Annotated in this window: 30 protein-coding genes; 14 read left to right on the top strand and 16 right to left on the bottom strand. The window is 36.9% G+C overall.

Going from position 1 to position 25,429, the window contains the following annotated elements; all coding sequences use genetic code 11:
• Positions 1 to 4: 4 nt before the first annotated feature.
• The 5 genes from PR725_RS16365 to xis are packed head-to-tail and all read left to right on the top strand — an operon-like array spanning position 5 to position 1,711.
• On the top strand, positions 5 to 226 hold the full coding sequence (locus tag PR725_RS16365) for a hypothetical protein (protein ID WP_115167544.1): 222 nt from the start codon (positions 5 to 7) through the stop codon (positions 224 to 226).
• Positions 223 to 468 carry a hypothetical protein gene (locus PR725_RS16360; RefSeq protein ID WP_238564669.1) on the top strand — a complete coding sequence of 82 codons (246 nt, stop codon included), beginning with the start codon at positions 223 to 225 and terminating at the stop codon, positions 466 to 468. Before PR725_RS16365 ends, PR725_RS16360 begins: the two co-directional genes overlap by 4 nt.
• Positions 455 to 1,198, top strand: coding sequence for a hypothetical protein (locus tag PR725_RS16355; protein ID WP_238564670.1), 744 nt, complete (start codon positions 455 to 457; stop codon positions 1,196 to 1,198). Before PR725_RS16360 ends, PR725_RS16355 begins: the two co-directional genes overlap by 14 nt.
• The gene (locus PR725_RS16350) at positions 1,185 to 1,502 is read left to right on the top strand and encodes a hypothetical protein (RefSeq protein ID WP_238564671.1); all 318 of its coding nucleotides are present in this window, start codon (positions 1,185 to 1,187) and stop codon (positions 1,500 to 1,502) included. The genes PR725_RS16355 and PR725_RS16350 overlap by 14 nt, the downstream gene beginning before the upstream one ends.
• 17 nt (positions 1,503 to 1,519) lie before the next feature.
• Positions 1,520 to 1,711: an excisionase Xis gene (xis, locus tag PR725_RS16345; protein WP_105881218.1), complete on the top strand. Its 192-nt coding sequence runs from the start codon at positions 1,520 to 1,522 to the stop codon at positions 1,709 to 1,711.
• 11 nt (positions 1,712 to 1,722) lie between these two features.
• Here the strand turns inward: xis and PR725_RS16340 are convergent, their stop codons facing one another.
• Positions 1,723 to 2,925 carry a tyrosine-type recombinase/integrase gene (locus PR725_RS16340; RefSeq protein ID WP_222959835.1) on the bottom strand — a complete coding sequence of 401 codons (1,203 nt, stop codon included), beginning with the start codon at positions 2,923 to 2,925 and terminating at the stop codon, positions 1,723 to 1,725.
• A gap of 794 nt (positions 2,926 to 3,719) precedes the next feature.
• Between PR725_RS16340 and PR725_RS16335 the strand changes: the two genes are divergently transcribed.
• Positions 3,720 to 4,289: a tetratricopeptide repeat protein gene (locus PR725_RS16335; RefSeq protein ID WP_004255883.1), complete on the top strand. Its 570-nt coding sequence runs from the start codon at positions 3,720 to 3,722 to the stop codon at positions 4,287 to 4,289.
• Positions 4,290 to 4,488: 199 nt separating this feature from the next.
• Positions 4,489 to 4,926 (top strand): universal stress protein, encoded by a 438-nt coding sequence (locus PR725_RS16330; protein WP_109911083.1) that lies wholly within the window; start codon positions 4,489 to 4,491, stop codon positions 4,924 to 4,926.
• 195 nt (positions 4,927 to 5,121) lie between these two features.
• Here PR725_RS16330 and PR725_RS16325 read toward each other — a convergent pair whose 3' ends face one another.
• Together PR725_RS16325 and agp are read right to left on the bottom strand one after the other, a co-directional pair.
• Positions 5,122 to 5,598 (bottom strand): GNAT family N-acetyltransferase, encoded by a 477-nt coding sequence (locus PR725_RS16325; protein ID WP_109911082.1) that lies wholly within the window; start codon positions 5,596 to 5,598, stop codon positions 5,122 to 5,124.
• Between the two features lie 108 nt (positions 5,599 to 5,706).
• Entirely contained in the window at positions 5,707 to 6,960 is a 1,254-nt protein-coding gene (agp, locus tag PR725_RS16320; protein ID WP_109911081.1) for a bifunctional glucose-1-phosphatase/inositol phosphatase, read from the bottom strand.
• A 220-nt stretch (positions 6,961 to 7,180) separates the two neighbouring features.
• Here agp and PR725_RS16315 point away from each other — a divergent pair, with 220 nt between their 5' ends.
• Together PR725_RS16315 and PR725_RS16310 are read left to right on the top strand one after the other, a co-directional pair.
• Positions 7,181 to 7,621, top strand: coding sequence for a GNAT family N-acetyltransferase (locus tag PR725_RS16315; protein ID WP_004909731.1), 441 nt, complete (start codon positions 7,181 to 7,183; stop codon positions 7,619 to 7,621).
• Positions 7,622 to 7,623: 2 nt separating this feature from the next.
• Entirely contained in the window at positions 7,624 to 8,190 is a 567-nt protein-coding gene (locus PR725_RS16310; RefSeq protein ID WP_109911080.1) for a GNAT family N-acetyltransferase, read from the top strand.
• Positions 8,191 to 8,433: 243 nt separating this feature from the next.
• Here PR725_RS16310 and fdnI read toward each other — a convergent pair whose 3' ends face one another.
• From fdnI to PR725_RS16290, 4 genes are all read right to left on the bottom strand, one after another.
• Positions 8,434 to 9,090, bottom strand: coding sequence for a formate dehydrogenase-N subunit gamma (fdnI, locus tag PR725_RS16305; RefSeq protein ID WP_004909726.1), 657 nt, complete (start codon positions 9,088 to 9,090; stop codon positions 8,434 to 8,436).
• The gene (gene fdxH / locus PR725_RS16300; RefSeq protein WP_004909723.1) at positions 9,083 to 9,970 is read right to left on the bottom strand and encodes a formate dehydrogenase subunit beta; all 888 of its coding nucleotides are present in this window, start codon (positions 9,968 to 9,970) and stop codon (positions 9,083 to 9,085) included. The genes fdnI and fdxH overlap by 8 nt, the downstream gene beginning before the upstream one ends.
• A gap of 10 nt (positions 9,971 to 9,980) precedes the next feature.
• Positions 9,981 to 13,028, bottom strand: a complete 3,048-nt coding sequence (fdnG, locus tag PR725_RS16295; RefSeq protein ID WP_117162065.1) for a formate dehydrogenase-N subunit alpha — start codon at positions 13,026 to 13,028, stop codon at positions 9,981 to 9,983.
• 404 nt (positions 13,029 to 13,432) lie between these two features.
• Complete coding sequence (locus tag PR725_RS16290) at positions 13,433 to 13,756, bottom strand: YnfA family protein (RefSeq protein ID WP_110731837.1); 324 nt, start codon at positions 13,754 to 13,756, stop codon at positions 13,433 to 13,435.
• Between the two features lie 420 nt (positions 13,757 to 14,176).
• Here PR725_RS16290 and yafC point away from each other — a divergent pair, with 420 nt between their 5' ends.
• Positions 14,177 to 15,076, top strand: coding sequence for a DNA-binding transcriptional regulator YafC (gene yafC, locus PR725_RS16285; RefSeq protein ID WP_004909711.1), 900 nt, complete (start codon positions 14,177 to 14,179; stop codon positions 15,074 to 15,076).
• Between the two features lie 34 nt (positions 15,077 to 15,110).
• Here yafC and dkgB read toward each other — a convergent pair whose 3' ends face one another.
• Complete coding sequence (gene dkgB / locus PR725_RS16280; protein WP_272569816.1) at positions 15,111 to 15,914, bottom strand: 2,5-didehydrogluconate reductase DkgB; 804 nt, start codon at positions 15,912 to 15,914, stop codon at positions 15,111 to 15,113.
• Between the two features lie 378 nt (positions 15,915 to 16,292).
• On the opposite strand from dkgB, the gene PR725_RS16275 reads away from it, so the two are divergent.
• A complete protein-coding gene (locus PR725_RS16275) occupies positions 16,293 to 16,871 on the top strand; it encodes an NAD(P)H-dependent oxidoreductase (RefSeq protein WP_004909707.1) in 579 nt (192 codons plus the stop codon).
• A gap of 60 nt (positions 16,872 to 16,931) precedes the next feature.
• On the opposite strand, the gene PR725_RS16270 is transcribed toward PR725_RS16275, so the two are convergent.
• Complete coding sequence (locus PR725_RS16270; protein WP_004909705.1) at positions 16,932 to 17,222, bottom strand: putative quinol monooxygenase; 291 nt, start codon at positions 17,220 to 17,222, stop codon at positions 16,932 to 16,934.
• 364 nt (positions 17,223 to 17,586) lie between these two features.
• Between PR725_RS16270 and PR725_RS16265 the strand changes: the two genes are divergently transcribed.
• Entirely contained in the window at positions 17,587 to 18,030 is a 444-nt protein-coding gene (locus PR725_RS16265) for a hypothetical protein (protein ID WP_147318171.1), read from the top strand.
• Positions 18,031 to 18,080: 50 nt separating this feature from the next.
• Here the strand turns inward: PR725_RS16265 and add are convergent, their stop codons facing one another.
• Positions 18,081 to 19,106, bottom strand: a complete 1,026-nt coding sequence (add, locus tag PR725_RS16260; protein ID WP_220377684.1) for an adenosine deaminase — start codon at positions 19,104 to 19,106, stop codon at positions 18,081 to 18,083.
• A 133-nt stretch (positions 19,107 to 19,239) separates the two neighbouring features.
• Here add and PR725_RS16255 point away from each other — a divergent pair, with 133 nt between their 5' ends.
• Positions 19,240 to 19,920, top strand: a complete 681-nt coding sequence (locus tag PR725_RS16255; protein WP_198634897.1) for a Crp/Fnr family transcriptional regulator — start codon at positions 19,240 to 19,242, stop codon at positions 19,918 to 19,920.
• Positions 19,921 to 19,973: 53 nt separating this feature from the next.
• Here PR725_RS16255 and PR725_RS16250 read toward each other — a convergent pair whose 3' ends face one another.
• The 6 genes from PR725_RS16250 to PR725_RS16225 all read right to left on the bottom strand — a co-directional run bounded on the left by PR725_RS16250 (position 19,974) and on the right by PR725_RS16225 (position 24,705).
• Positions 19,974 to 20,402 (bottom strand): TOBE domain-containing protein, encoded by a 429-nt coding sequence (locus tag PR725_RS16250; protein WP_004909693.1) that lies wholly within the window; start codon positions 20,400 to 20,402, stop codon positions 19,974 to 19,976.
• A 16-nt stretch (positions 20,403 to 20,418) separates the two neighbouring features.
• Positions 20,419 to 21,177: a YnfC family lipoprotein gene (locus PR725_RS16245; protein WP_210783331.1), complete on the bottom strand. Its 759-nt coding sequence runs from the start codon at positions 21,175 to 21,177 to the stop codon at positions 20,419 to 20,421.
• A gap of 246 nt (positions 21,178 to 21,423) precedes the next feature.
• Complete coding sequence (locus PR725_RS16240; protein ID WP_109911075.1) at positions 21,424 to 22,317, bottom strand: pirin family protein; 894 nt, start codon at positions 22,315 to 22,317, stop codon at positions 21,424 to 21,426.
• 27 nt (positions 22,318 to 22,344) lie between these two features.
• Positions 22,345 to 22,620: a GNAT family N-acetyltransferase gene (locus PR725_RS16235; RefSeq protein WP_272520687.1), complete on the bottom strand. Its 276-nt coding sequence runs from the start codon at positions 22,618 to 22,620 to the stop codon at positions 22,345 to 22,347.
• A gap of 207 nt (positions 22,621 to 22,827) precedes the next feature.
• Positions 22,828 to 23,511: a hypothetical protein gene (locus tag PR725_RS16230; protein ID WP_004909682.1), complete on the bottom strand. Its 684-nt coding sequence runs from the start codon at positions 23,509 to 23,511 to the stop codon at positions 22,828 to 22,830.
• Positions 23,512 to 23,922: 411 nt separating this feature from the next.
• Positions 23,923 to 24,705, bottom strand: coding sequence for an SDR family NAD(P)-dependent oxidoreductase (locus tag PR725_RS16225; protein WP_004909680.1), 783 nt, complete (start codon positions 24,703 to 24,705; stop codon positions 23,923 to 23,925).
• Between the two features lie 78 nt (positions 24,706 to 24,783).
• Between PR725_RS16225 and PR725_RS16220 the strand changes: the two genes are divergently transcribed.
• The gene (locus tag PR725_RS16220) at positions 24,784 to 25,131 is read left to right on the top strand and encodes a MerR family transcriptional regulator (RefSeq protein WP_272569808.1); all 348 of its coding nucleotides are present in this window, start codon (positions 24,784 to 24,786) and stop codon (positions 25,129 to 25,131) included.
• Positions 25,132 to 25,429: the final 298 nt, after the last annotated feature.

Raw genomic sequence — 25,429 nt, 5'->3', positions numbered from 1 at the left:
AAAAATGAAAATTGAATATATCGCCATGGGCAACACAGCAAAGATAACCATTTTATCTTTTGTTACAGAGCGTCGATTGTTAAATCGGCTGATAGATAAAGCCTTGCTAAGCGCACCAGTCCATGAAGCGTCTACAGGTTTCTTTTTTCGAGTAACAACGATTTACGGTAAGGCTAACCATGTATTACATGCCTACAAAATTATTAGCAAGGAGGCTAACAAGTGATTGAACAAAACAACACTGACCATGAAATGGTTGATTACGACGATGTGATAGTTCGGGTTACTCACTATGTGGATGATGGTTGCGATTGGACGGCTCGAATTATTCACGGGATCAGACAACGCTGTTATATCAGGATGGGCGTATGCCCTCCTCTACCGCCAGCACCACAAATCGTTGCACCTAAATTAATCCCGATCACCAAAAAGAAAAAACGCGCAAGGAAGGTGAATGATGAGCAATAACCCTTTAATTATCGATGCGCTTGAAGAAGTAGGTCCATGTGATATCGATACGCTTGCTTTGCATGTGGATCAAAGCGCCCAAGTTGTTAATGCAATGATTACCAATCAAATGCGAAAAGGTGCGGTAAAGCTGGTTAATGGTATGTATCAACTTATTAACCAGCCAGAACCAAAAATAAATAAGAGCCCTATTGCTTCAGAATTTTCATGTCAGGCTAGTGATGAGCGCCCTAAGATTGAAATCTTAAGAGAAGTTTTACAGCAAAGCACCCACGCTATGACGGCCGCTGAACTAGCTAAAGCAACTGGAGATTCGGCAAATAACATTGGCGGGCGTTTAAAAACTGATATCAAAAATGGAAATGTGGTTAGTCAGGTAAAAAACGGCTCAAGAGTTTACCAGTGGGTTGAAGCTAAAGAGGGGAAATCGCCCCTTTTAGAAGATACCTCCGCCAACCAATTGATATCACTTAATTCTGTCACAAAGCCAGAATTTAAAGGTGAGAAAAATCACCTTATACCAGAGCAGCACACCTCCGTTCCAAACGGAACCCTGAACGTACCAAATAGTAAACAACTACGTGCTGAACTGGTAAAAATTGATGATGAGTTGATTCAGATAAACAATCGCATGGGCGAATTAACAAAAACCCGTCAATGCAAAAGTGAAATGTATGAGTTAGTCGTGAGGCTTGAGGGGTTAATGGAGGTGGGCAATGACAACGCTTGATTTTAACCTAGTCAGTATCATTAAAAATGCAGGCGGGGATCCGGGTGAAGTAACTGATGCCGTTTGGAATGCCGGTTATCAACGAATGAATTTCACCACAGAGGAAATCATTCAAATGACCACTATCCAGATAACTGATTGCGTCATCTATCATGTGCCGAATGATGTATGGCCAAAAACAGTTGAAGACCTCAGCTATGGAAATCTAAACGCCATTATTGACGATGCTATGTGGTTAGGAACTCCAGCTGAAGTTGCAGCGGCAATATTGAAGAATGGATATGTGAAGGGAGGTGATAAGTGACCCTTGATAATGCATATATGACCACTAAAGATGTATGTGAACATCTACGAATTTCTTCAAGAACGCTAGACAGAAGAAGAAAGCGTGCAGTATTACCATTTCCCGAACCTGACTGTAGCTATCAAGGATCTGAAAATAGATGGTTTAAATATAAAGTTTTAGAATGGCAAACGAAAGATTCGGAACTAAGTAAAGCGAGCCGCAAATGAAAATAACGCCCCTAACTTGGGGCGAATTTCGTTATTAACTCCAATTTATCCCACCACTTTTTATAAGCCTCTCTCATCTCATTCATATAGCTGTATTTATCATAAACACCCCATACCCCGGGTAATTTATGACCTAGCATTGTTTCTGCGACATGAGGCGCGGTTAATTCTGAGAAATTCGTTCTAGCGGTACGTCTTAGGTCATGCATAGAAAAATGAGGGATGATTACATCATAACTTCTTTTGCAGTATCGAATAAGATTTTTAGGAAATGATAGGTGAAAATTAAAAGATATAACATCCGTTCCTGAGTTAAAAATTACTTCACTATCAGCTAACTCGATAAGCCTTTGTATAGCAGGAACAGAGTCTTCTATTATTGGTCTTATTAATGGCATTCCTGTTGAGCCTCCTGTCTTGTGGTTCTCTGCAGGAACTACCCATATCATTTTATTGAAGTCAAAATCGCTTTTTTTGGCTAATCGAAGCTCACCAACACGACAACCATAGTAAAGGCATAAAAATACAAACAAAGCGTTTTTCTCTTCCATTCTTGATTCTTTGCTAGCTTTTAAAATGTAGTAAATTTCTGAGTCGTCTAGCGTGCGTGAACCTTGCCCCTTTTTAACACCGAAATCTTTAGGGCTAAGATTTAATAGCGGGTTTAGAGCTATCATGTTCCGCTTTCTAGCCCACTCATAACATTCAGCTGAGTTATTTAAAATGCGCTTCGTGATTTCTGAGTACTTTTTAGACATTCCATCTAAATAAGAAACCCATATTTTTGTAGTTAACTGCTCTGGTGAATACTTACCTAACTTAGGGAATACGTGTATTTCAAAAGTTCTCAATACGTTCACTGAACTTACCTTCCCTTCAAAATGCATCTCATGCCACTGTCGATATAAGTCTTCAAATGAGCTATTCTGATTGATAGTTTCAATTTCCAAGGACTGAACCAGTTTTGGGTTTTGCCCCTCACTTAGAACCTTTGACCAGTGCAAAACCTTAGATCTGGCTTCTTTGAGTGACATTACAGGGTATTTCCCAATAGTCATCTTATCCTGCTTACCTAGAAATCGGTATCGATAGAAAAAAGACACCACGCCATTTTTAGAAATGCGCACCCACAAACCGTCACGATCTGATTTTTCGATAACCGATGATTGTTTTTTGCCCTGATTTGTTCGCAAAAATGTATCTGTTATTGCCATTGTTGCCCCATTTTTACAATTGTCATCCAGTTTTGATGGACACACTGGTGGACACATTAAGTATGTCTTATGGTGGCTTAACCTGTCTTAACTTGTCAATGGGGATTTTATTAAATTATTAAATAACAAATGCTTGTACAAATAAGATGACTAAGGTTGTCTTTTGCTGTCATAGGTTTAAATGTCACAATTGATGACAATGGTAAACCTACCCCACTATTTGAGTCATAAGCTTTTTTAAGCCATCAACATAAAGGTTTTTTTTATATTGCTAAAGGTGCGAATTCTGTAAACTTTAATTCACACCTTTCTAATAACACATCAGCCGCCCTTATTTAATTCACTTTTCTCACTTCTGATGTGTTTTATATCGAAAATTTATTCGTATTAAATGTTTTTATAAAATAATCACCCTAACGCCTTAAACCACACTTAAAATATCAATTAATATTCCATTCCCTTATCTTTTCATCTGCCTGGCATGACTTCTTAATCATTTCTCTTATTAATATCTTGTTACAACAAACACATAACATGGCTAAAAGATAGGAAATCCCATGCCCTAATATATTGTATATTTTTATTATATATTGATATTTTTAAATTAAAATCGTAGAGTATAGATGATGCCAATAACTCTAAAAATGCGTAAAGTCCTCAGGCTTATAGCTTATTTTATATTACGTATTTTGATGTAAACTTTTCTTTATGTAATATACTTTGTTGGTAATAAATCTCATTGAGACATTTTATTAAAAATAGAAATAAACAACGCTAAAATAAGATATCAAATTATGCTTAGAATTCTTTCATTTATTATTTTATGTGCCTTTTCAATTAACCTAAGTGTCGCTGCGGTTCCCAAAGAAACTATCAAACGTATCGAGCAAGAAGCGCAAAAAGGCGATATAAAAGCGCAAGTCATGTTAGGAATTGGCTATTACCTTGGTAACGAGCTTAAACAGGACTATGGTAAAGCAAAAAAATGGTTAACGATGGCATCGAATAAGGGCAATTCTGATGCTCAGTTGTTTTTAGGGGACATGTATTTAAATGGTAATGGGGTTGAGGCCAACCTTGAAACAGCCATGGATCTATTCGAAAAATCAGCCAATAAAGGCAATGTTGAAGCCCAAAATTATATGGGCCAGTTTTACTATCAAGGTATTGGTGTAAAACAAAATTATATTACGGCTTTTGAGTGGTTCAAAAAATCTGCTGATAAAAAATTTCCACCCGCACAATACCAAGTCGGTAAAATGCTAGAAAGTGGCGAGGGAATTGAAATCAATGAAAAATCTGCAGCTGAATATCTAGCTCAAGCCTGCAAAGCTGGCTTAAAAGAAGCTTGCGTAAAAAAATAAATCTACCCCAATATTTCCTGCATTTTACCTGATGTTATTCATTATAATGGCATCAGGCTCCCCTCTTTTTTTGATGAAAAATCTTATTACGGCTACTTGCTCACACCCTTCCACCAATAAATTCATTACTATTAATAATCAATTTCACAATGTATGATATTGTTCTAAACTTATAATATAAAAGAGAAAGGGAGATATTATGTACAATACAATCTTAGTTCCGATCGATGTAACCGAAGATGCTCTCACTAACTTATTAGTTCCTCATGTTAATTCGCTACAAAAATTGAATGATGCAACAGTGTACTTTCTTGCCGTAACCGCACCAATTTCAAACTATTTACGCTATGGTGGCACCATCTTACCAGGAGACTTCCCTGACGACGAAAAACAAGCTGAAATTATCCTTACAGAATTAAAAGAAAAAATTAAACTATTTGATATCCCTGCAGATAAAATAAAGGCGAAAGCAACCGTTGGTTCTGTTAAAGACGAAATTTTGGCAACCGCAGAAGATATCAACGCCGATATTATTCTATTAGGTTCACGCCGCCCGAGTATGTCAACCTATTTGCTGGGTTCTAATGCCGCCTCAGTAGTTCGTTATGCAAAAACTAGTGTATTAGTGGTTAGATAATAAATACTAAAGTGCTATTTGTAGCTTAAGCAAACACATTTTACAAACAAAAGGTTTAGCCTTAATGATTGTTACAAAAAACAGCAAAGACATACACTTTATAGGGCTATTTATGTGTTCATTTAGGGTAAATTAAAGGCTCATAAACATTTTCGTGATTTTCACGCCCTGCTTTTTTAGCGGGGTTTTTTTATGCTATAAAACTGATGAATGGCTTAATCTAAAGCGTTTAAAAGGAATACCATCAAAATCAACAATGCGTTCTTCAGTAAAACCATAACGTAAAATCGCGGATACTTTCTTGCGTGTTAACGGTAAATGTATTGTAACTGACTCAACCTTCAGTGATGTAAAAGCTTTATTAATAATATTCTTAACAATAGATTTTCCCTTTCCCCAAAACTTAGGATGTAACACTAAAGCTAAATCTGCATCACCCGCTTCATTTTGTAACCCTCCCCAGCCGGCAAATTGGTCATCAATCATAATGGCCCATACTCCATAGCCATGTTGCTCCCAATGCAGCTCTTTTCCTGAAACCCACTGCTGGCAGGCCTGTTCATCGAAATGGCTGCTGCCTAGAGGCATATGTTCAAGTACAGCTGGATGAGTATTTAATGCGATAAGATCTGCGGTAGCAATTTGATTTAGCTGAAAAAACTGAATAGGCATAGTGACTATTTTGTCCACATAAGATATTAATAAACCCAATATATAATTTGGCTATCTTCCCAAAAAATGATGCCCCGCTCAAGTTTGTAGGGCATCAATATACCGTGATTACTGTTCTAAGGCTGTCGCCATGACTTTTTGAAAATCTTCCCAAGAACAATAGCCGCTTTTATCAATTGGACACCCTTTTAGCTCTAATGTGACATGTTTAGGCGGTGTTTGTAATGATAAATACGTATTATCTCTAAGCTGGTCTGCAGTTTGGTAAACATATTCGACTTTCATAAAATCTTTATTCGCTTGCTTATCTGTCCAGCGTTGGAACACTAATTTACCTCCAATCGGGGTATGTTCATACTGCTCTGGTAATTGATACGGTTTAAAATCCATTGCTGACATGAGTGACGCAATATTCGAGTCATGACCGACTAAGAATATAAATTTTGCTGTTTCTCCTTTATCGACCGAAACAAAGCCTTTATCGATATAATTGAGTATTGGATGTGCGACATTTTTTGCAATGATTTTTGGCGTAAATAACGTTTCTTGGTAAGCATTTTTTAGCGTATTCAGTTTTTTCCATTTTTCAGGGGTATTCACAAGCCCCCAAGCCACTTCATTAGCAGGAAAACCTTCATAATATTGAAGGTCTATCGCATCCACCGCTGAATTCGCAATTTTTAATGGACCACTGACGCCTGGTTCTTTTTCAGCTTCAATAATAAAGCTGTTTTTTTGGTTATTTAAATTACATAATTTGTCTGTTTTACATTTCTGAGAATCTTTAATATTCAGAACACTATCTAATTCGTCATAACCCGCAGTCAGTGATAACCCTTTAAAATATTGTTCCATCTCAGCGAGTGCCTGCTGTTTAAATTCAGGGGAAGCATTGGTAATAATTGGGTTAAAAACAGGGTCCATTTTACCAATTTCAGGCTGATGATGAATACTTACCTTGCATCCTGGAAATGCGCCTGCAGCAAAGAATTGGGCAGTTGCTATCGTTCTTTGGAGACTATTTGTATAAAGGTATACATCCTCATTACTTGTTGGACACAGTTCATCTGCAAGTAATTTGTTTTGGTCTATCCACTCCCTAAAATAATGCCCCATGTAGACTTCAAGTGCGCCGCCTTTAGTAGTGAGATAACCACTTTGTGCATCCCATGCAGGCCATTTTTTATCAGTCACTTCAGTAAGAATACCGGTATTTACGATAGGTGTACGTAAATTATGGCGGCTAAGGACTAAAACTTGATCTAAAACCATATCTGTTTTGCTATCTGTACTCGCTAATACAGGCGCAATAGGTGTTAATAATGCCGTAGATAAACAGAGAGTTAGCAATTTATATTTCATTAATATACCCCTACAATTAAAGCAACAAAGAAAAATACGTTCATCGCTATATAAAGAACTTAGCGAAAAATCACACCGCAACTTATCTAATAATGACGAAGTTGACTTTTTTTTCTGCGATAAATATCTCAAAAACAATCTTAAGGTAAATTAAAAACAAACGATTGACAGAAGAAAACCAGCAGTTAAGATTTTCCAATCAATACACGGAGATAATATAATGATAGTCCAAAGCGCAACACGTGCACACGATGATGATATTATTCGTGTTTGGGAGTCTTCAGTGAGAGCAACTCACCATTTTTTAACTGAAGAAAAAATTGCTGAACTAAAAATTGCTATCAAAGATATTTATTTGCCGTATTTAGCTGTTTTTGTGACATTCAATAGCGCAGGCAATATGACCGGTTTTCTAGGGTGCGATAAACACCGCCTTGAAATGTTGTTTATTTCCCAAGAAAGTAGAGGCCAAGGTACAGGGAAAAAACTGCTTCAATATGCCATTGATACCTTAGGCATTACTGAGTTGGATGTTAACGAACAAAATCCTCAAGCTATCGGGTTCTATCAACATATGGGTTTTACACAATATGCACGTTCTGAATTAGACGGCGAAGGTAATCCATTCCCTATTCTTCATATGCGTCTTAATAAAAAGTAGCCATGAAAATCATTGAGTTAGAAACAATACGTTTACGGCTACGTGGGTGGCAAGAAGAAGATAAACAGTCATTTTACCAAATGAATAGCCATCCCGATGTCATGCATTATTTTCCTTCTGTGCTTAATGAGCAGCAAAATGCACAATTTATGCAAGCCATCATAGATAAATTTGCTCAACAAGGAGGATGGGGATTATGGGCTGTTGAATTAAAATCCAATAGACAATTCATTGGGTTTATTGGTTTAAATATTCCCGCCTCTAATTTACCTTTTTCCCCTTGTATCGAATTAAGTTGGCGTCTGTTACCGGAATATTGGCACCACGGCTATGCCACTGAAGGAGCGAGTCGTGTCATCGAATATGCTTTTGATAAACTAAATCTGCCCGAACTGGTTGCATTTACGGCAGTGGTTAATTCACCATCAGAATCCGTAATGAAAAGACTAGGAATGATAAAACAACTAAATAACTTTTATCACCCAGCACTCCCTGATGGCCATTGGTTGCAAGAGCATGTGTTGTATCGCATCAAGGCCAGTGACTTTTTAAACAAATCTCATCAATAAGAAACCATATAAGCCCAAATACCCACAAAAAAGCCATCACAATGTGATGGCTCAGATTTGCAGCCAAACATATTATGTTTAGCTGCAAATCTAATAGGTTTTGAAAATAAATTAGGAAAATCAATTTATTGATTTTCGGCTGATAACACAAAGTGGGAAAAACCACGCTTTTATCCCGCTTTGTCAACAACCTAAGCCATCACAATGTGATGGCTTAATGTTATTTAGCACCTACTGCGTAAATTATTTTTTACTTTCAGCTTCGGCTTTGGCTTCTTTCGCTTCTACATCACGGTACCAACGAGGGTGATGTTTTCGCGCCCAACGGCGGCTAACTTTCCCTTCGATCATTCCGTTGATTGAACCTTTAACCCAGAATGCCATGTACATATGAATTAAAATGGCATGGATCAATACAATTGCAGCAACGGCATGAATCAACAACCCCCACCGCACAACCCACATTGGGAATAAATGTGCAAAATAAGGGCGCCAAATGATAATACCAGTTATCAAGAGCACAAAAATCAGGCTCATGATGCTCCAGAACATCATTTTTTGACCGGCGTTATATTTACCTACATCAGCCACTTCATGTTCATTACCCTTCAATACTTCGACAATATTTTTAATCCAAGGTAAGTCTTGCTTATCTGGAATATTGTGTTTCACAAAGCGAACAAACATAAACATCAGCACAACGAAAATCAACACACCAAAGAAGGGATGTAAAATCCGTCCCATTTGCGGTGTACCAAAGGTTTCCGTCAACCATTTCAATGTTGGGAAAAATAACGCGATCCCCGACAAAGCAACCAAGAAGAAGCTGATGACAACCGTCCAGTGACACGCGCGGTCAATAAACTTTGTCCGCACAATCATTTTGCTTTTCTTACTCATGGTCATCTTTCTCCTCTTCATCACTCACTTCTTTGTTTGGACCAATTCCCACATAGTGGAAAATCAACCCTGCAAAGGTCGCGATAAATCCAACGACAGAAAGTGGTTTCAAGATGCCCTGCCACAGATTGATTGGTGTATCAATTTGCGGGTCTTTAGGCAGGCCATGATACAGTTCAGGTTTGTCAGCATGGTGAAGCACATAAACAACATGCGTACCACCCACACCTTCAGGATCATAAATTCCCGCTTGCGCATACCCCCGATTTTGCAATTTAGTTACGCGCTCTGCACCGTATTCCAACATCTCTTTTTTCGTGCCGAAACGGATAGCCCCCGTTGGACAAGTTTTCACACATGCTGGCTCTTGACCAACACTCACCCTATCAACGCACAAGGTACACTTGTACACTCGATTGTCTTTCGGGTTTAATCGAGGAATGTTGAATGGGCAACCCGCGATACAATAACCACAACCAATACAGTGCTCTGATTGGAAATCCACAATACCATTTGCGTACTGAATGATTGCTCCAGCTGATGGGCAAGATTTCAAACATCCAGGGTCGGTACAGTGCATACAGCCATCTTTACGGATCAACCATTCTAGCTTACCCATTTCAGTGGTTTCGCTAAAACGCATCACCGTCCACGATTTTGCGCTTAAATCCGTTGGGTTATCATAAACCCCAACGCAATGACCAACTTCGTCACGGATATCATTCCACTCAGAACATGCCACTTGACAAGCTTTACAGCCGATACAAGATGACACATCAATGAGCTTACAGACTTCAAGCTTATCATCACGCGCTTGTGGCGGAGGCGTAATGCTATTGGTCGCGGAACGTTTAATAATGTCTTGAGATTGCATGGACATGTTCCCTCCCTTACGCCTTCTCAATGTTAACTAAGAATGCCTTATACTCAGGTGTCTGAGAGTTAGCATCGCCGACAGACGGCGTTAACGTATTGGTGATAAACCCTTTTTGAGTCGCGCCTTCAAAGCCCCAGTGAATAGGTAGTCCAACTGTTTCAATTGGTTTGCCATCCACCATCAGCGTTTGTAATCTAGGAGTGACAACTGCAACAGCCTTGATAAACCCACGTTTACTGCTGACTTTGACCTTATCGCCTAACGCAATTCCTTTGGCTTTTGCTAATGTTTCGCTGATCTCAACAAATTGCTCAGGCTGAGCAATTGCGTTCAAGCGAGCATGCTTAGTCCACGTATGGAAATGCTCTGTTAAACGGTATGTGGTTCCGACATAAGGGAAATCTTTGTGGTCGCCAAGACGTTTCTTGTCTTCATCAAAAATCCGCGCCGCTGGGTTAGAAACCACATTCGGGTGCAACGGGTTAGTGCCAAGTGGTGTTTCAAATGGCTCATAGTGCTCAGGGAATGGCCCTTCAGCCATCTTATCGATAGCAAATAAACGACCTAAACCTTCTGGTTGCATGATGAATGGCCCAGTTCCGACTTCAGGAGCAGAAGCATTGAAGTCAGGAATATCATTACCGACCCATTTTTTACCATTCCACTCGATAAGCACGCGGTCTTTATTCCACGGTTTACCTTGGGTGTCACAAGAAGCACGGTTATAAATCACACGGCGGTTCAGAGGCCATGCCCATGCCCAACCAAGTGTATTACCGATACCGGATGGGTCGCTATTATCACGATTTGCCATCTGGTTGCCTTTCTCAGTCCAGCTACCAGTGTAAATCCAGCAAGAAGATGCCGTTGAACCATCTGCACGCAATAAAGCAAATGAGCTGAGTAGTTCGCCTTTTTTCGCTTGTAAATTGCCATCGGCATCATAAAGATCAACCAGTGCAACACCGTTGTTTTCTTTCGCCACTTCTTCTGATTCCGGATGGAATTGTTGTTTATAATTCCATTTCATTTGCATCAGAGGATCTTGGCCTTGGCCGCCTTCTTTCTCATACAGTTCACGGATTTTATACAGAATACCGGTCAATATTTGGCCATCATTACGCGCTTCACCTGGAGCATCTGCCGCTTGCCAGTGCCATTGTAACCAACGGCCTGAGTTGGCTATCGAACCATCTTCTTCCGCAAAACAAGTGGATGGCAAACGGAACACTTCGGTTTGAATCGAAGCTGTATCAACGTCATTCATCTCACCATGATTTTGCCAGAAATTAGCCGTTTCAGTGACTAACGGGTCGACAACAATCAGGTATTTCAACTTACTAAGGCAGCTAACCACTTTATTTTTATCAGGGAATGACGCTACTGGGTTAAACCCTTGACAGATATAGCCAGTCACTTGGTCTTTGCTCATCATGTCAAAATACTTCATCACATCATAAGCTTGGTCCCATTTAGGTAACCAGTCATAACCCCATTGGTTCTCAGCTTGAGCGGAATCCCCATAGAAAGACTTCATCAAACTCACAAAGAACTTAGGATAGTTGCTCCAGAAATTTACCTGATTTGGCAATGTCGCTTTTGGCGTATTTGCAGTAAGGTAGCTATCAATGTTCTGATGTTTTTCAGAAGGTAGTGTCAAGTAACCCGGTAAACTGGTTGATAGTAACCCTAAATCTGTTAAGCCTTGAATATTCGAGTGCCCACGTAACGCGTTCACGCCACCACCAGCAACCCCCATGTTACCTAGCAGTAACTGGATCATGGCCATGGTACGAATATTTTGTGCACCAACAGTATGTTGTGTCCAACCTAACGCATACAGGAAAGTCCCGGCTTTATCTGCCGCGCTTGTTGTGGCTAAAATTTCACAAACCTTCAAGAAGTCTGCTTTTGGTGTTCCACAAATTTGCTCAACAATATCAGGCGTATAGCGTGATACGTGTTTGTGAAGTAAATTCCACACGCAACGTGGGTCTTGTAAAGTGTCATCGCGTAATGCGTGACCATTTTCATCAAACTTATAGTTCCAACTGGTTTTGTCATAACTACGCTTATCAGCGTCATAGCCACTAAATAAGCCATCGTTAAAGTCAAAATCATCTCTAACAATCAATGATGCATTGGTATAGTTCTGAACATATTCAGCATTGATTTTTTGATTTTCAATCAGGTACAGTAAAACGCCCGATAAAAAGGTAATATCGGTACCTGAACGAATTGGGACATAATGGTCAGCAACTGATGCGGTACGCGTAAAACGCGGGTCTATGACAATCAGTGTGGCATCATTATTATTTTTCGCTTCAATTGCCCAACGGAACCCAACAGGATGTGCTTCCGCAGCATTACCGCCCATAACGACGACAACATCGGCATTTTTGATATCAACCCAGTGGTTGGTCATCGCACCGCGACCAAATGTTGGAGCAAGACTTGCTACCGTTGGTCCGTGTCAGACACGCGCTTGGTTGTCAACCGCTAGCATTCCTAGCGATCTGGCGAATTTTTGTGTCAACATTCCCGTTTCGTTACTGGCAGCTGATGCGCAAAGCATCCCTGTTGATAACCAACGGTTTACTGTTGTTCCTTCAGCATTTTTTTCGATGAAATTCGCATCGCGGTCATCTTTCATTAAGCGTGCAATGCGTGTGAAGGCATCATCCCAACTAATGCGCTCCCATTTATCAGAGCCTGGTGCTCTATATTCAGGATAACGTAAACGATTTTCGCTTTGGATATAATCGAGCAGACCAGCCCCTTTAGGGCATAAAGCACCACGGTTTACCGGGTGGTCTGAGTCACCTTCGACATGGAATATCGCGGATTTAGCATTCATGGCGCCATCGCCCATGCTATATATTAGTAATCCACAACCGACAGAACAGTAGGTACAAGTATTACGCGTCTCTTTAGAGCGAAGTAATTTATATTCACGTACATTAGCTATTGCCATTCCAGGCATAAAACCTAACGCAGCTACAGTTGTACCTGCCATCCCGCCAGCGCAGATTTTAAAAAACTTTCTGCGACTAACGTTCATTGCTACCTCTTTATATTTTTTGTATAAATCGGTGAGAGAATAGCAGCCTAATATGATTAGATATTGCCTAAAATCAATGAAAGTGAAAATAAAAGTTTAATTAATATTAACTGAGTAGTTAAACATCAATTAAAATTACTACCAATAGAGTATTTATTGTTAAATTGATTTAGATCAAATGTTACATTTAAACTATTTTAGTTAAATTCCATTTCAATTAACATTTCGTAAAAGAGAATACGTCTATTTTTTAGAAAAAATAAATTTTAAATTTAATTTAAATATAGATTTAGTATTTATCTGATGAAATAAACATAAAGGAATCATTTTGTGATCGCCTTAAATGCACGTCATCTTAAAATAAACAAATATTTTTTTTCAAGGTGACGTGATAACACTATCGTCTATTTCCAACCACTAATTATAATCCCTGCTCCAAGGAGCACAACTAGAGCACCTACCCAGTCAGTCACGGTAAGAGACACACCATCAACCACTTTCAGCCAAACTAATGCGGTTGCAATATATATCCCGCCATAAGTAGCATAAATTCGGCCACTTGCTTCCGGATGCAATGTCAATAACCAGACAAATAGCATTAAACTTAACGCCGCAGGGATCAATAGCCAAGCCCCACCTTGCTTTTTCATCCAAAGATAAGGAAAGTAACAGCCTGCAATTTCAGCCAACGCAGTGATAAAGAATAAAACAATAATTTTTATCGACATAAAAACCCATTCAAAATAGTCCCCATAAATTTCACCTTGATATTAGCAAATTTCATCAACACTGTTATGTGGTTTTCACTAATATCAGTGAAATACGTCTTGCAATCGGTAAGACAAAAAATACATTCTGCAGCGCAATCATCCAAGGAAGCATCCACTAACTCAATCAAGGAGAAAACACGTCCCTAGTAAAGGCTAAGGCTTTTATCGTGCTAATTAGCGAAACATGCAATTCACAAGGAAAATTACACTGAAGCACTAAAAATTCTTTTAAGAAAAGCGATAGGTTATGATTCAATATGATTAGCTTTTAAGCTAATAAAACCCCATTCTCTTAAACTTTTAGTTTAAATTTTAAGACCTATTGCTGTTACTATAATAGTCACCTTTTCTATCATCTTATTGGCTAATAAAATTATTATGAGAGCAACATCTGAAGAAGCCCGTGTATTTATAGAAGTGGTAGAACAAAAAAGCTTTAGTAAAGCGGCTGATAAACTTAATTTAGCAAATTCAGCTGTGAGCCGAATCGTCAAAAAATTGGAAGAAAAACTGGGGGTCAATTTACTTAACCGTACCACCAGGCAAATTGACCTAACTGCAGAGGGCGAAATTTATTTTCAACGCATGAAAATTATCTTGCAAGAAATGCAAGCGGCAGAAGATGAATTATATGACACACAAAGCTCTCCAAAAGGCCTATTACGAATTGATGCAGCAACGCCGATTGTATTGCATATATTAATTCCTTTTGTTGCTATTTTTCGCAAACAATATCCAGACATTCACTTGTCGTTAGTTTCATCGGAAACCTTTGTTAATTTAATTGAACGGAAAGTTGATGTTGCTATTCGGGCAGGGCATCTCACCGACTCCAGCTTACGTGCTCGCCCATTATTTAAGAGTTATCGCAAGATTATTGCGTCGCCAAATTATCTGGAACAACATGATGAGCCTAAATCTCCTCAAGATCTTTTGCATCATACATGCCTGACCTTTACTGAACCTGCATCATTAAATATGTGGCCAGTTAAAGGCATTGATGGGCAACTAATGGAAGTTACTGCAGGGATATCATCAAATAGCGGGGAGACACTAAGACAGCTTTGTTTAGCTGGAAATGGGATTGCATGTTTGTCTGACTTTATGGTGAATAAATATATTCAAAATGGCCAATTTGTCGAAGTATTAAAGGATGAATTGCAGCCTGTTCCTTTACCATTCCATGCCGTATATTACAGTGACCGCGTTGTCAGCCAGCGTATTCGGGTTTTTATTGATAGCTTAACTCAATATCTTGCAGAAATTCAGAGGCCATAACAAATCCTAGCCTCTGAGCATATAGAATAATCAATTAGTCCCAGTTTGGCGCTAAACCTTCTGGGCTAACTAAGCGGTCATTACAATCTAATGCTGCAATCGCCGCTTTATCGTCACTATCTAACTGTAATTGAGTTGCTTGCAAGTTACTTAATAAATTTTCACGTTTTGTTGATGATGGAATAACAGAATACCCTTCACCAATCGCCCACGCTAAAATAACCTGAGCGGATGTTGCATTGTGTTTCTGTGCAATACTCGCAATAACCTCATCCTTTAATGCTTTGCCATACGCTAATGTCATATAAGAGGTAATATGGATATTATGTTGTTTTGCCCACTCTACAACTTTTTTGTTTTGCAGATAAGGTGAAAGCTCTATTTGGTTTGTCGCAATATTTTCAACACCGACTGCCGCGATTGCTTTTTCCATTAATGGAATAGTGAAATTAGAAATACCAATTTCACGTGTTAACCCTTGTTTTTTGGCTTCCAATAATGCTTGCATGAACTCTTCAACAGAAACCGCATCATTTGGAGATGGCCAATGCACTAGTGTTAAGTCCACATAATCCATTTGCAAATCACTTAAACTTTGTTTAAAACTTGGGATAAGTTTATCTTTACTTAAATTCTCAATCCAAATTTTTGTTGTGATATAAAGCTCGCTGCGCTCAACGCCACTTTCTGCAATAGCCTGCCCAACCGCAGCTTCATTCTCATAAATTTGTGCTGTATCAACAGCGCGGTACCCAACATCTAATGCATTTTTTACTGAAGCAATCACGACATCATCTTTTAAACGGAATGTACCCACACCAATTACAGGAATCGTCATTATGTTACCTTTCTTAAATTTTTTACATTAAGCTTCACGGGTAATTATCTGGATAGTCCATGTTCATTCGCTACGAACTAACCCATAATTACTGCGACAATTTGAATACGACAAAGAATACGATGGGATAATGCAGAGAAAAATAGCCGTAAGCTCAATAGACTTTTGCTAAAAAATCAATAATCTCTATTATTAATAGTTTTAACTATAAAAATAGTCTTTATAGTGATATTTGACTAAACTTCGCCTAATTAAATCATAAACATAGACAATAAATCCATTAAAGTAACAAATTCTGTTTTATTACTCTACTTTTTATCTTTATTTTAGTTTGTTAGCCTAAATATAACTTAGCAATTAACGAATAAGGCAATACAAATGAAAATTCTTCTTCTCAATGGCGGACAAACATTTGCTCACTCGGCAGGCCAGCTTAATCGTACATTACATGATGTAGCCAAAACCACGCTAAATGAGTTAGGGCACACTATGCAAGAAACCCATATCGAGTCGGGCTACGATATCGATAATGAAGTTAAAAAATTTCTTTGGGCCGATACGATTATTTACCAAATGCCTGGTTGGTGGATGATGATGCCTTGGATGGTAAAAAAATATATGGACGAGGTTTATACCCTCGGTCATGGTCATTTATATACAAGCGATGGTCGTACTCGCCAAGATCCAAGCAAACAATATGGTACTGGAGGCCTACTTCATGGAAGAAAATATATGCTTTCGGTGACTTGGAATGCCCCTCTTGATGCATTTGATGAGTTTGATAATTTTTTTGATGGTCGAGGTGTTGATGGTGTCTATTTTGCCTTTCATAAATCACAACAATTTCTCGGATTGAAAAAATTCCCAACCTTTATGGTAAACGACGTGATCAAAGAACCCAATATTAAAAAATATATCAACGATTACAAAACACATCTCACCGAAATTTTCGGGTAATCAAATTAAAAAGGAATACATTTGTATTCCTTTTTGTTATTTAGCCATTATTAATTAATATTATGCAATTTTGCTTATTAATTTCACATCTAATGAATCAATTTTATCTTCTATCTTCTCAATGAAATCTTTCAAATGTTGTGTTCCATTATGTTTATCTAATGATTTTTGGTCCTTCCAAATCTCAAAGAAAATAAAAATGTTTGGATTAGCATTATCTTGATGTAATTCATACTGAAGACAACCTTCATCCTTATTGCTTGGCTCAACAATTGATTTAGTTGCTGCTTTCACAAAATCAACTTCATTATCTTTTGCAATTACTGTTGCAACAATTCTTATTTCTGACATAAGCTCACCCTGTTATAAATAGATAATTTTAACTCATCTATTTATAGCATAACTCGAAGTTAGAATTTAACTTTTATTATTCTATAAATTAGAAAACACTTTTCTAACTTTAATCATGTTGTTATATTGCAAAAATAGTGTAACTTCAAAATATAATACAATCAATTTTATCGTTTCATTACATCTTATTTTCCCTGACGAGAAAAGGCTGAATTTTAGCACGTCATGAGATGGGAATTTTCAATTTATACTCATTACCATGTTGTGCAACATATTAACAATTCATTCACATTAATGGATTTACTATACAGATAATACTAACCAGCGTAGCATGATGAAATCATCATATATGAATGAGGCCACAATGAAAAATCATATTCAATTGGATATTCAAGACAATGAAGCCATTTTATCTTACCTATCGGATAAAATAATTTTACCTATTGGCATTAAGAATTTTAATGGCTTTACGTTTCAGCATGCCCCTATTACAGCTTATGAAGCTGAAATGGCAATTGAACATATCGAAAACGCAATTATTCCGATAAAAAAACAGCTCCCTACAGGAGAAATATTGCTTTTTAGTCATGATAACAAATTAAATTTACTGATAGAAAGTAGGCATATTAATGGTAACTTTATCACGACATCGCAGATTGAAGACGCTTTTAATGAATTGGTCGATGTGATTAATGGCAGCCCCATTCATTCAACACAATTGCCGACAAATAGCGAATTCAGTGCTTTTTTATTAATCATTAGAGAGATTACTCATCATTGGAGTTTGCATGGTATTACATATAATTAACCACAATAGCGAAGGAGGATAAAGACCTCCTTCTTTTTCTATCAACTCTATTAATTTAGTAGCTTTTTCATTAACAATGCTCTTTTTTCTTCTGCAATAAAACTTGCCAGTAATGCATTTACATTACACTCAGTAAAGTCAGCAATACTCCAACCAAATATATCATGCAATAATTGGTACTCTTTATTTAATGTTACATCCGCAACTGTTCGCGCATCTGTATTTATGCTTAATTTAACGCCCTGCTGTTTCAACTTATTAATAGGGTGGTTTTCGATACTATCAAAGACATTGCACACCAAATTGCAACTTGGGCAAACTTCAAGTAATACATTTAACGCTTTGAGCTTTTCAATCGTATTTGAATTTTCAATACTTCTAACCCCATGTCCTATACGAGAAACTTTTAATTTATCTAATGTTTCAATCACACTTTCATAGCCTAAAGCCTCTCCAGCATGTGCGATAACATTGCCGCCATGCTCTCTGACATAGTTAAATGCAATTTCATGATTGTCTAATGAAAAGCGAGCCTCATCGGCAGCTAAATCTAGTGCTACAACACCACGAGATTGATATTCTACAACTAATTTTGCCGTTTCAAGACTTTGAGAGGCAGTAAAATGCCTCAAAGTACACAAAATCAAGCCAGCTTCTATTTCGTACTTTACAACTGCCGAATTCATCGCATCTAATGTTATATCGACAACCTCTCGGCTTGAAAGACCATGTTGAGTATGTAATAAAGGAGCAAACCGAATTTCTGTATAAATTACATTATCCATTTTTAATTGCTCAAACAAATCATCAACTGCTAGCCCAATAGCAGATTTTGTCTGTAATATATTAAGTTGCGGTTCAATGCAACGTAGAAAATCGCCAAGATCTTCGCATCTTTCTGGTGCAATAAAGCCGTGTTTAAACTCATTAAACGTTAGTATTGGAATGGTTTGTTTAACATAAGAAAAACTTAAACATGTATCTAAATGTACGTGTAGTTCAACTTTTGGCATTACGTTAATTGCTGCTTTTATGCTTTTAGTAAATACGCTTGACGGTTTTAAAGGGACTTTCATGTTAATATCCTGCGAGTTATTTTTTAATAAGCTAGCAAGGTTATTACCATTTAAAAAAGGACATATGTCCTTTTTTAAATGAAAAAAACGAGTATGATTTAAGTATAATTTCAAGCGAAAAATGGTTATAACAATGAAAGCAATAAACTCTACAATAAAGCGTGCAGAATTTATTACTCATCATCAACTTGATAAAATCATTTCTGACGAAACTCTCAAAAATACAAAATTTATCCACATAAAGGCCAAAGAATATTTAATATTTCAAGATAGCCAAATCAGTCACCTTTACTTCCTTGTTAACGGGAAACTGCAAATTGAACGTTATGAAACTAACGGTTGCAAAGTCATTTTTTCATTTGAAAATACATTTTCTATAATTGGTGATTTAGAACTTTTTCAAAGCAATCTTGAAAATGACCGTATCTATAATACGATCCAAGCAGTTACTGATGCAGACTTACTTGCGCTACCTTTATCTATGATCCGAAAAAAAGAAATTTACTCACCATTATTTTTGCAATTTATCTGTCAGCACCTTAGTAAAAAGCTTTATAACACATCACAGTTACACTCCAGTGCATCATATTCAGTTGAATATAAATTAAGACGCTATCTTACTTTTGCTGAAAAGCAGAATGGAGAAAGTTTTCAATTAGAAAAGCGTGACTCTTTAGCCGCAATGCTAGGAGTCTCCGTTAGGCAATTAAATCGAACACTATCTAAACTTGTCAGTGATAAATTGATTGAAAAAAAAGGCAAGAAAATTAAGATATTAGATACTAGTCAGCTCTTAATTTCATGTCGGAAATAGAAAAGGGGGCCACTTCATTTACAATGGCCGCTTTTTATAAAATAAGAACACCATTACTTTTTGGTTGCTAAAATAACCGAAGAGGCTTTAACTATGGCAGTTACTTTACTGTTCACTGCTAACCCCATTTCAATTGTACTGTTATTCGTTACTACTGCTGATAATAATGTTCCTGCATCCGTTTTTACATTAACGACTGAGTTTACACTGCCTTTTTCAATAGACTCTACTTTGCCATCGAATTGGTTACGTGCTGAAAATTGGTACTCTTGTGCATCAGAAACAAGAACAACCCAAGGTGCTTTAATCACCGCAACTGCTTGTTTGCCTTTTTCTAACCCTAACTGTTTAGTGCTGTTTTTAGTGATGATTGCAGCAATGCTTTCTCCATTACCTAAATTTAAAATAATTTCATCATTTACTGAGCCGATAACAACCGACTCAACAACACCTGTAAGTTGATTTCTTGCAGAAATAGCCATTAAACATCTCCTATATTTAATAAAAATCGACTTCAGTAATGCTATTTTTTAGTAATTTAATATTATTACCATTCGAATTAAGATTTAAAGTAAAGTTGCATTTATAGGCAATATTTTTAGTATTATAATCGCACTTAGAATTGACTAATAATATCGTTTGTCCCAATGCACGGATATCCATTGTATGATCAAACGGCTTACTCATATCTTTCCCATAAGTGACTATAGTCTCTGAGATGAGTGCATTATCTTTAAAATATTTTATCGTTGTTGGAAGTTTAAATTCATTATAATCATTTTTGCTATATTGTTTTTTCGTGTCAGCAAGCAATGAGCCAGCAATAATGCCATCTTTGTTATATTGGTAGATTAATTCACCATTTGAATCTTTTTTAGATATTATTTGACAGTTATCACCTATCACCATTTCGACAGGACCACTAACATCCCTACCAATCAATTTATTTTTAACTCGTTTTACAAAAAGATAGTTATGAGCACCATTTAAATACTCATCTTTCTTTTGATCAAAAGTAAAACTTTCCACACAACCATCATGGCCAATTTTTAACATTGATTCATAATTAATTGATTTATCTTCATTATAAACAACTGATTTTATTTGCTTAACAGCACCTCTAACAGGATTGAAATCATAAAGTTGAGCCAGATTAAACACGACTGGGTTATATTGCTGTTCTTGAAACGCTAATGATACAAAAGAAATAGGGAATAAACTTAAAAAAATGATTCCCAATGGGTATTTTTTACTCATTTCTATCGTCCACCTCTAACAGCTACGGCTTGCTTTGACTTAAAAATAGCCTTTTTTATACATATTATCAGTTTTTCGATAAAAGTCAGGTTATGAACCCATAATATGAGTATAAAAATGAGTCTTAAATTAAATCCAAAGCCATTTTCGGCTAAAGACAAATATAAATATGAAAAAATAATAGAGAATAGCAATGGCTGTAACTCCTTTTTTATAAAATAAGGACAAAGGAGTTACTTAAATTGATTATGGCATAATTGGAGCTGGTGTTGGCTCGCGCTCATCGTTAAAAACACGACCAAAACGTGGGTTTCCTTGGTTCCATTCCTCAACTGCGGCATGAATATCGGCTTTAGTTCGACCAATAAAATTCCACCACATTAGTACTGACTCATTTAAAGGCTCACCACCAAGTAATAAAATGTGGCTATCTGAAGCTAGCTCTATAGAAATTTCTGTTATATTTTTGCCTAAATAAACTAATTCATTACTCTTAATTTGCTGTCCTTCAATAGTAGCACTTCCACTTATGGCAAAAATACCGTATTCAAATTCAGGTCGTAAAGTTAAAACTTGTCGGGCTGTTTTCTTCGCAATAATATCAAGCCCGATCAACGGTGAAAATGTCAATGTTGGTGCTTTATAAGTGCCATATTCCCCAACTAATAAATGGAAATGGATCTCGCCTTCAGCCCAACGAGGTAATGTAGGATAATGGTCAAAGCGTGGGGAAATATCTTTAACTGCTTCGGGTAAAGCAATCCACAGTTGCACAGCATGTAACTGGCGGCTCTCTCCATAGGTATCTTCAGAATGACTGATCCCATAACCTGCTGTCATTAAATTAACCTGCCCTGGTCGAATAACCTGTTCATAGCCAAGGCTATCTCGATGCAATACTTCACCTTCAATCATCCAAGTGAATGTTTGTAAAGCAGTATGAGGATGAGGTGATACCTTCATTCCCTCTGAGTCGCCTTTAAAAACCGTCGGGCCCGCGTGGTCAAGAAAACACCAAGCTCCTATTAACCTACGCTCCCTTGTAGGCAAAACTCGTGCAACAGGAAGCCCACCAACATCCTTCGAACGTGCGGTAATCAACTGTAAATCAGGTATTTTATCATTAAATTGAATACTCATACTTACCTCATCAGTAATTAGCAAATGTTATTGGCGGATATCACTGTATTCAGGTGTTCTATCGAATATTGCTTTTGCAAAAGGGCATAATGGAATAATTTTTCGGCCTTCATTTCTCATTCGATCAACAACCTTAGCAACTAATAACTTTGCAATGCCCTGTCCTTTTAAGCTTTCATCAACCACGGTGTGGTCAATAATCACCAGTTCATCGCCAGTATAAACAAAGGTTATCTCGGCAAGACGAGTTTGCTTGTCATCGGATAAAATAAAAAAGCTATTGTGGTCAGATTGGATATTCATCATAAATAACACCCTCTAAGTTAAATCAATTTAACTTAGAGTATGTGACGTATACTAAAAAGACAATATTATACAATTGTCGATGTGATCCAAATATTTTGAAGTTAGCAAGATAACAACACGAGAAAAGATGCCGAGACAGCGCTTAACTAGAGATTAAATTTAGTTTAACGCTGTTTTTCAATTGGTTAATTAATGCGACATACATTAATTGTCAGAAAAATTGCTTATCACTGTATAGGTTAATGAATTTTCTGAGCTATCAATAACTTTTAATTTTACATTTCGATAAGAAATAATGTCGCTGTTTTTAAGATTATACTGAATCGTATCACCAAATCCTTGGTTCTCAATATTCGAACCTATTTTCTGATAACTAATATCGACAACCTGGTCATTTATCCCATTGAAAATTAAGGCTTGTTCAAATGAATTACCATCAGAATTATTTAATTTTACCTGTTCGATTTGTGCTTTATCGCTACAAACAGCAACATTGACATCCGTTACGATACAAATTTCATTAGGACTAGACCCTTTTTTAATTAAAAGTGAATTCCAAGGTTGCCCTAAAACCTCAACAACGACCGAACCAGAGTCAATTATTTGGTCTGGCATATAAAAATCGCCTTTATCACTTGAGCCCACTTTTTTGAATACACCCGGAATAATTTTGTATGCCAAATCTATCTGCACAGGGTTTAATACTTTAATTCCGTCTATTTCACTAATATTGCCTTCTCTTACTAAGGGTTGCCCTACTGTAATATGGTTGACCTGACCTATTTTAGGCTCACTGATTTTTTGTGAGTCAGGAACATAATTATACTCAGTCACCGCACATCCTGATAAAGAAGCAATACAAAAAATTGGAACTAATAATTTATTCATCTTGATAAAATCCATGGCATTAAGATATTAAATATTATATTTATAAAACAATTTCAACAAGTTACTATCTTTCTATCCACTGAAATTTTTTGATGAAACTAACCTTGATGATTTACTTATAACCCATGGTATTAATCATTATTTAGTTATGTGGGATGGTAACTCAAAACTGCATGCTATTTACTCTCATGTCTGATTAAGCCAAAAAATACAAATAAAACGCCATTAGATCAACAAAAAACACCTTATATTATTAACGTTTCGTTAACGTATATTCTGCCTAGCAACCATCATATAAGCATTAGTACAACTGGCTTTATTACCATGATTTTTTCATTTGGTGAGCCCTTTAGTTGATAAAGCCAATTATACATAACCGCCTCGGCTTATACTTTGGCGGTTTTTTCGTATTTATATTTTTTGATTAAATTTATTGTTATTTGCGTAAGGCATTTTATTATCTAGTAATTTAAAGCTAAAGCTCTCTCTATCTATATATCCAACAACATTGTTTGAGTCATATAGCTGAATGAAGAAATCAGCTAGTTCCTCGCAAGAATGATATGTACCAAAAACTTTATCATAATCATAATATTCTACTCCGTTAGCAATTCGACCAAAATCTGTTTTGGTCGCTGCAGGAGCCAGTAATTTTACTTTAATCTTAGCATCCAAGTTCAATAATTCATGAGCCAATCCCTCAGTAAAAGAGCTAACAAAAAATTTCGAAGCACAATAGGTAACGGCTGTAGGTACGATAGTATATCCTCCCGCAGAACTTACATTGACCAACTGTGAATCATCAATATTCTGATTATCACGCACGAACATTAACGATAGAACTGCGAGTGTATTGATATTCAAATTTAATAAAGTTTGTGCATCTTTTATTGGCTGAGAGAATGCTTCCCCATAATATCCAACACCGGCGTTATTTACCCATACCCGAATATCAAAAGCTTTCAGTTCCTCATAAAGTGACATTGCATCATCTGTAATAGATAAATCACATGATTTTGTTACGACCTCAATGTATTGATTAATCTTACGCAATTCGATTTTCAATTGGTTCAACAAGGAATCTCGCCTTGCTACAGCAATAATATTAAATCCACGCTCAGCTAATTTTATTGAAATTGCACGACCAATACCTGAGCTCGCACCTGTAATAACCGCATAATGTTTATTTCTCATGACATACCCTCTTTGACAAAAGTTTCAAAAGGGTAAAGGATAGAGTTAACTCTAGGTCAAGAAACTTCTAGGTAATACATGAATTATTCAATCAGTCAGTTTGCACAACTAACCGGATTCACCATATACACCCTTAGATACTATGAAAAAGAAGGAATATTGAAATCATCCAGACAAGCAAACAATCATAGGTACTATTCTGAAGATGATATTGAATGGGTTAAGTTTATCACTCGTTTAAAAGAAACTGGCATGCCTTTAAAAAAGATTAAAGAATACGCGGCACTAAGAAATATAGGAACATCAACTTCATTTGAGAGAATGAATTTGCTTACTGAACACTACGCTAATCTTGAAAACCAAATTTTATCTCTAAATGAACACTTAAGTAACTTAAAGCTTAAAATTCAGCATTATCAAGAATAATTAAAAATGAATACCAATTAACTTACACGGCTAATTCACAAGCACCATATCTTATGGTGAATTATGGTGCTTAATAAATTCCCCTGCTATTTTTTAGCCCATTCCACCAGCTTTTGTTCTTTGGGTTGTTGGTTTGGGTCAATTCCCTCCACCAGTAATCTCTTTGCATCATCACGCTTTCTTCTGGCATCAGCTAGTATAATGATTAGCTTCATTTGGGGGCACTCAAATTATGGAGTATAAATGTACCACCTAAGGGGGGGTAGTTTTTAATAGACGTTAGTAGACATTGGAATAA

The sequence above is a fragment of the Providencia sp. PROV255 genome (assembly GCF_028478065.1).
Taxonomy (GTDB): domain Bacteria; phylum Pseudomonadota; class Gammaproteobacteria; order Enterobacterales; family Enterobacteriaceae; genus Providencia; species Providencia rettgeri.
Note: the sequence above shows the minus strand (reverse complement) of the source record. Positions and strands in the feature narration are given on the sequence as shown.

Coding starts and splice junctions, on each gene's coding strand:
- agp (WP_109911081.1), bottom strand. CDS start 6,960: ATGAAATATAAATTGCTAACTCTCTGTTTATCTACGGCATTATTAACA.
- PR725_RS16325 (WP_109911082.1), bottom strand. CDS start 5,598: ATGCCTATTCAGTTTTTTCAGCTAAATCAAATTGCTACCGCAGATCTT.
- PR725_RS16255 (WP_198634897.1), top strand. CDS start 19,240: ATGAAAGCAATAAACTCTACAATAAAGCGTGCAGAATTTATTACTCAT.
- fdnI (WP_004909726.1), bottom strand. CDS start 9,090: ATGAGTAAGAAAAGCAAAATGATTGTGCGGACAAAGTTTATTGACCGC.
- PR725_RS16315 (WP_004909731.1), top strand. CDS start 7,181: ATGATAGTCCAAAGCGCAACACGTGCACACGATGATGATATTATTCGT.
- PR725_RS16225 (WP_004909680.1), bottom strand. CDS start 24,705: ATGAGAAATAAACATTATGCGGTTATTACAGGTGCGAGCTCAGGTATT.
- yafC (WP_004909711.1), top strand. CDS start 14,177: ATGAGAGCAACATCTGAAGAAGCCCGTGTATTTATAGAAGTGGTAGAA.
- PR725_RS16350 (WP_238564671.1), top strand. CDS start 1,185: ATGACAACGCTTGATTTTAACCTAGTCAGTATCATTAAAAATGCAGGC.
- PR725_RS16355 (WP_238564670.1), top strand. CDS start 455: ATGATGAGCAATAACCCTTTAATTATCGATGCGCTTGAAGAAGTAGGT.
- PR725_RS16250 (WP_004909693.1), bottom strand. CDS start 20,402: ATGGCTATTTCTGCAAGAAATCAACTTACAGGTGTTGTTGAGTCGGTT.
- PR725_RS16310 (WP_109911080.1), top strand. CDS start 7,624: ATGAAAATCATTGAGTTAGAAACAATACGTTTACGGCTACGTGGGTGG.
- PR725_RS16245 (WP_210783331.1), bottom strand. CDS start 21,177: ATGAGTAAAAAATACCCATTGGGAATCATTTTTTTAAGTTTATTCCCT.
- PR725_RS16290 (WP_110731837.1), bottom strand. CDS start 13,756: ATGTCGATAAAAATTATTGTTTTATTCTTTATCACTGCGTTGGCTGAA.
- PR725_RS16365 (WP_115167544.1), top strand. CDS start 5: ATGAAAATTGAATATATCGCCATGGGCAACACAGCAAAGATAACCATT.
- PR725_RS16265 (WP_147318171.1), top strand. CDS start 17,587: ATGAAAAATCATATTCAATTGGATATTCAAGACAATGAAGCCATTTTA.
- PR725_RS16230 (WP_004909682.1), bottom strand. CDS start 23,511: ATGAATAAATTATTAGTTCCAATTTTTTGTATTGCTTCTTTATCAGGA.
- PR725_RS16240 (WP_109911075.1), bottom strand. CDS start 22,317: ATGAGTATTCAATTTAATGATAAAATACCTGATTTACAGTTGATTACC.
- PR725_RS16220 (WP_272569808.1), top strand. CDS start 24,784: ATGAATTATTCAATCAGTCAGTTTGCACAACTAACCGGATTCACCATA.
- PR725_RS16270 (WP_004909705.1), bottom strand. CDS start 17,222: ATGTCAGAAATAAGAATTGTTGCAACAGTAATTGCAAAAGATAATGAA.
- dkgB (WP_272569816.1), bottom strand. CDS start 15,914: ATGACGATTCCTGTAATTGGTGTGGGTACATTCCGTTTAAAAGATGAT.
- xis (WP_105881218.1), top strand. CDS start 1,520: ATGACCACTAAAGATGTATGTGAACATCTACGAATTTCTTCAAGAACG.
- PR725_RS16340 (WP_222959835.1), bottom strand. CDS start 2,925: ATGGCAATAACAGATACATTTTTGCGAACAAATCAGGGCAAAAAACAA.
- add (WP_220377684.1), bottom strand. CDS start 19,106: ATGAAAGTCCCTTTAAAACCGTCAAGCGTATTTACTAAAAGCATAAAA.
- PR725_RS16235 (WP_272520687.1), bottom strand. CDS start 22,620: ATGAATATCCAATCTGACCACAATAGCTTTTTTATTTTATCCGATGAC.
- PR725_RS16335 (WP_004255883.1), top strand. CDS start 3,720: ATGCTTAGAATTCTTTCATTTATTATTTTATGTGCCTTTTCAATTAAC.
- PR725_RS16275 (WP_004909707.1), top strand. CDS start 16,293: ATGAAAATTCTTCTTCTCAATGGCGGACAAACATTTGCTCACTCGGCA.
- fdxH (WP_004909723.1), bottom strand. CDS start 9,970: ATGTCCATGCAATCTCAAGACATTATTAAACGTTCCGCGACCAATAGC.
- PR725_RS16330 (WP_109911083.1), top strand. CDS start 4,489: ATGTACAATACAATCTTAGTTCCGATCGATGTAACCGAAGATGCTCTC.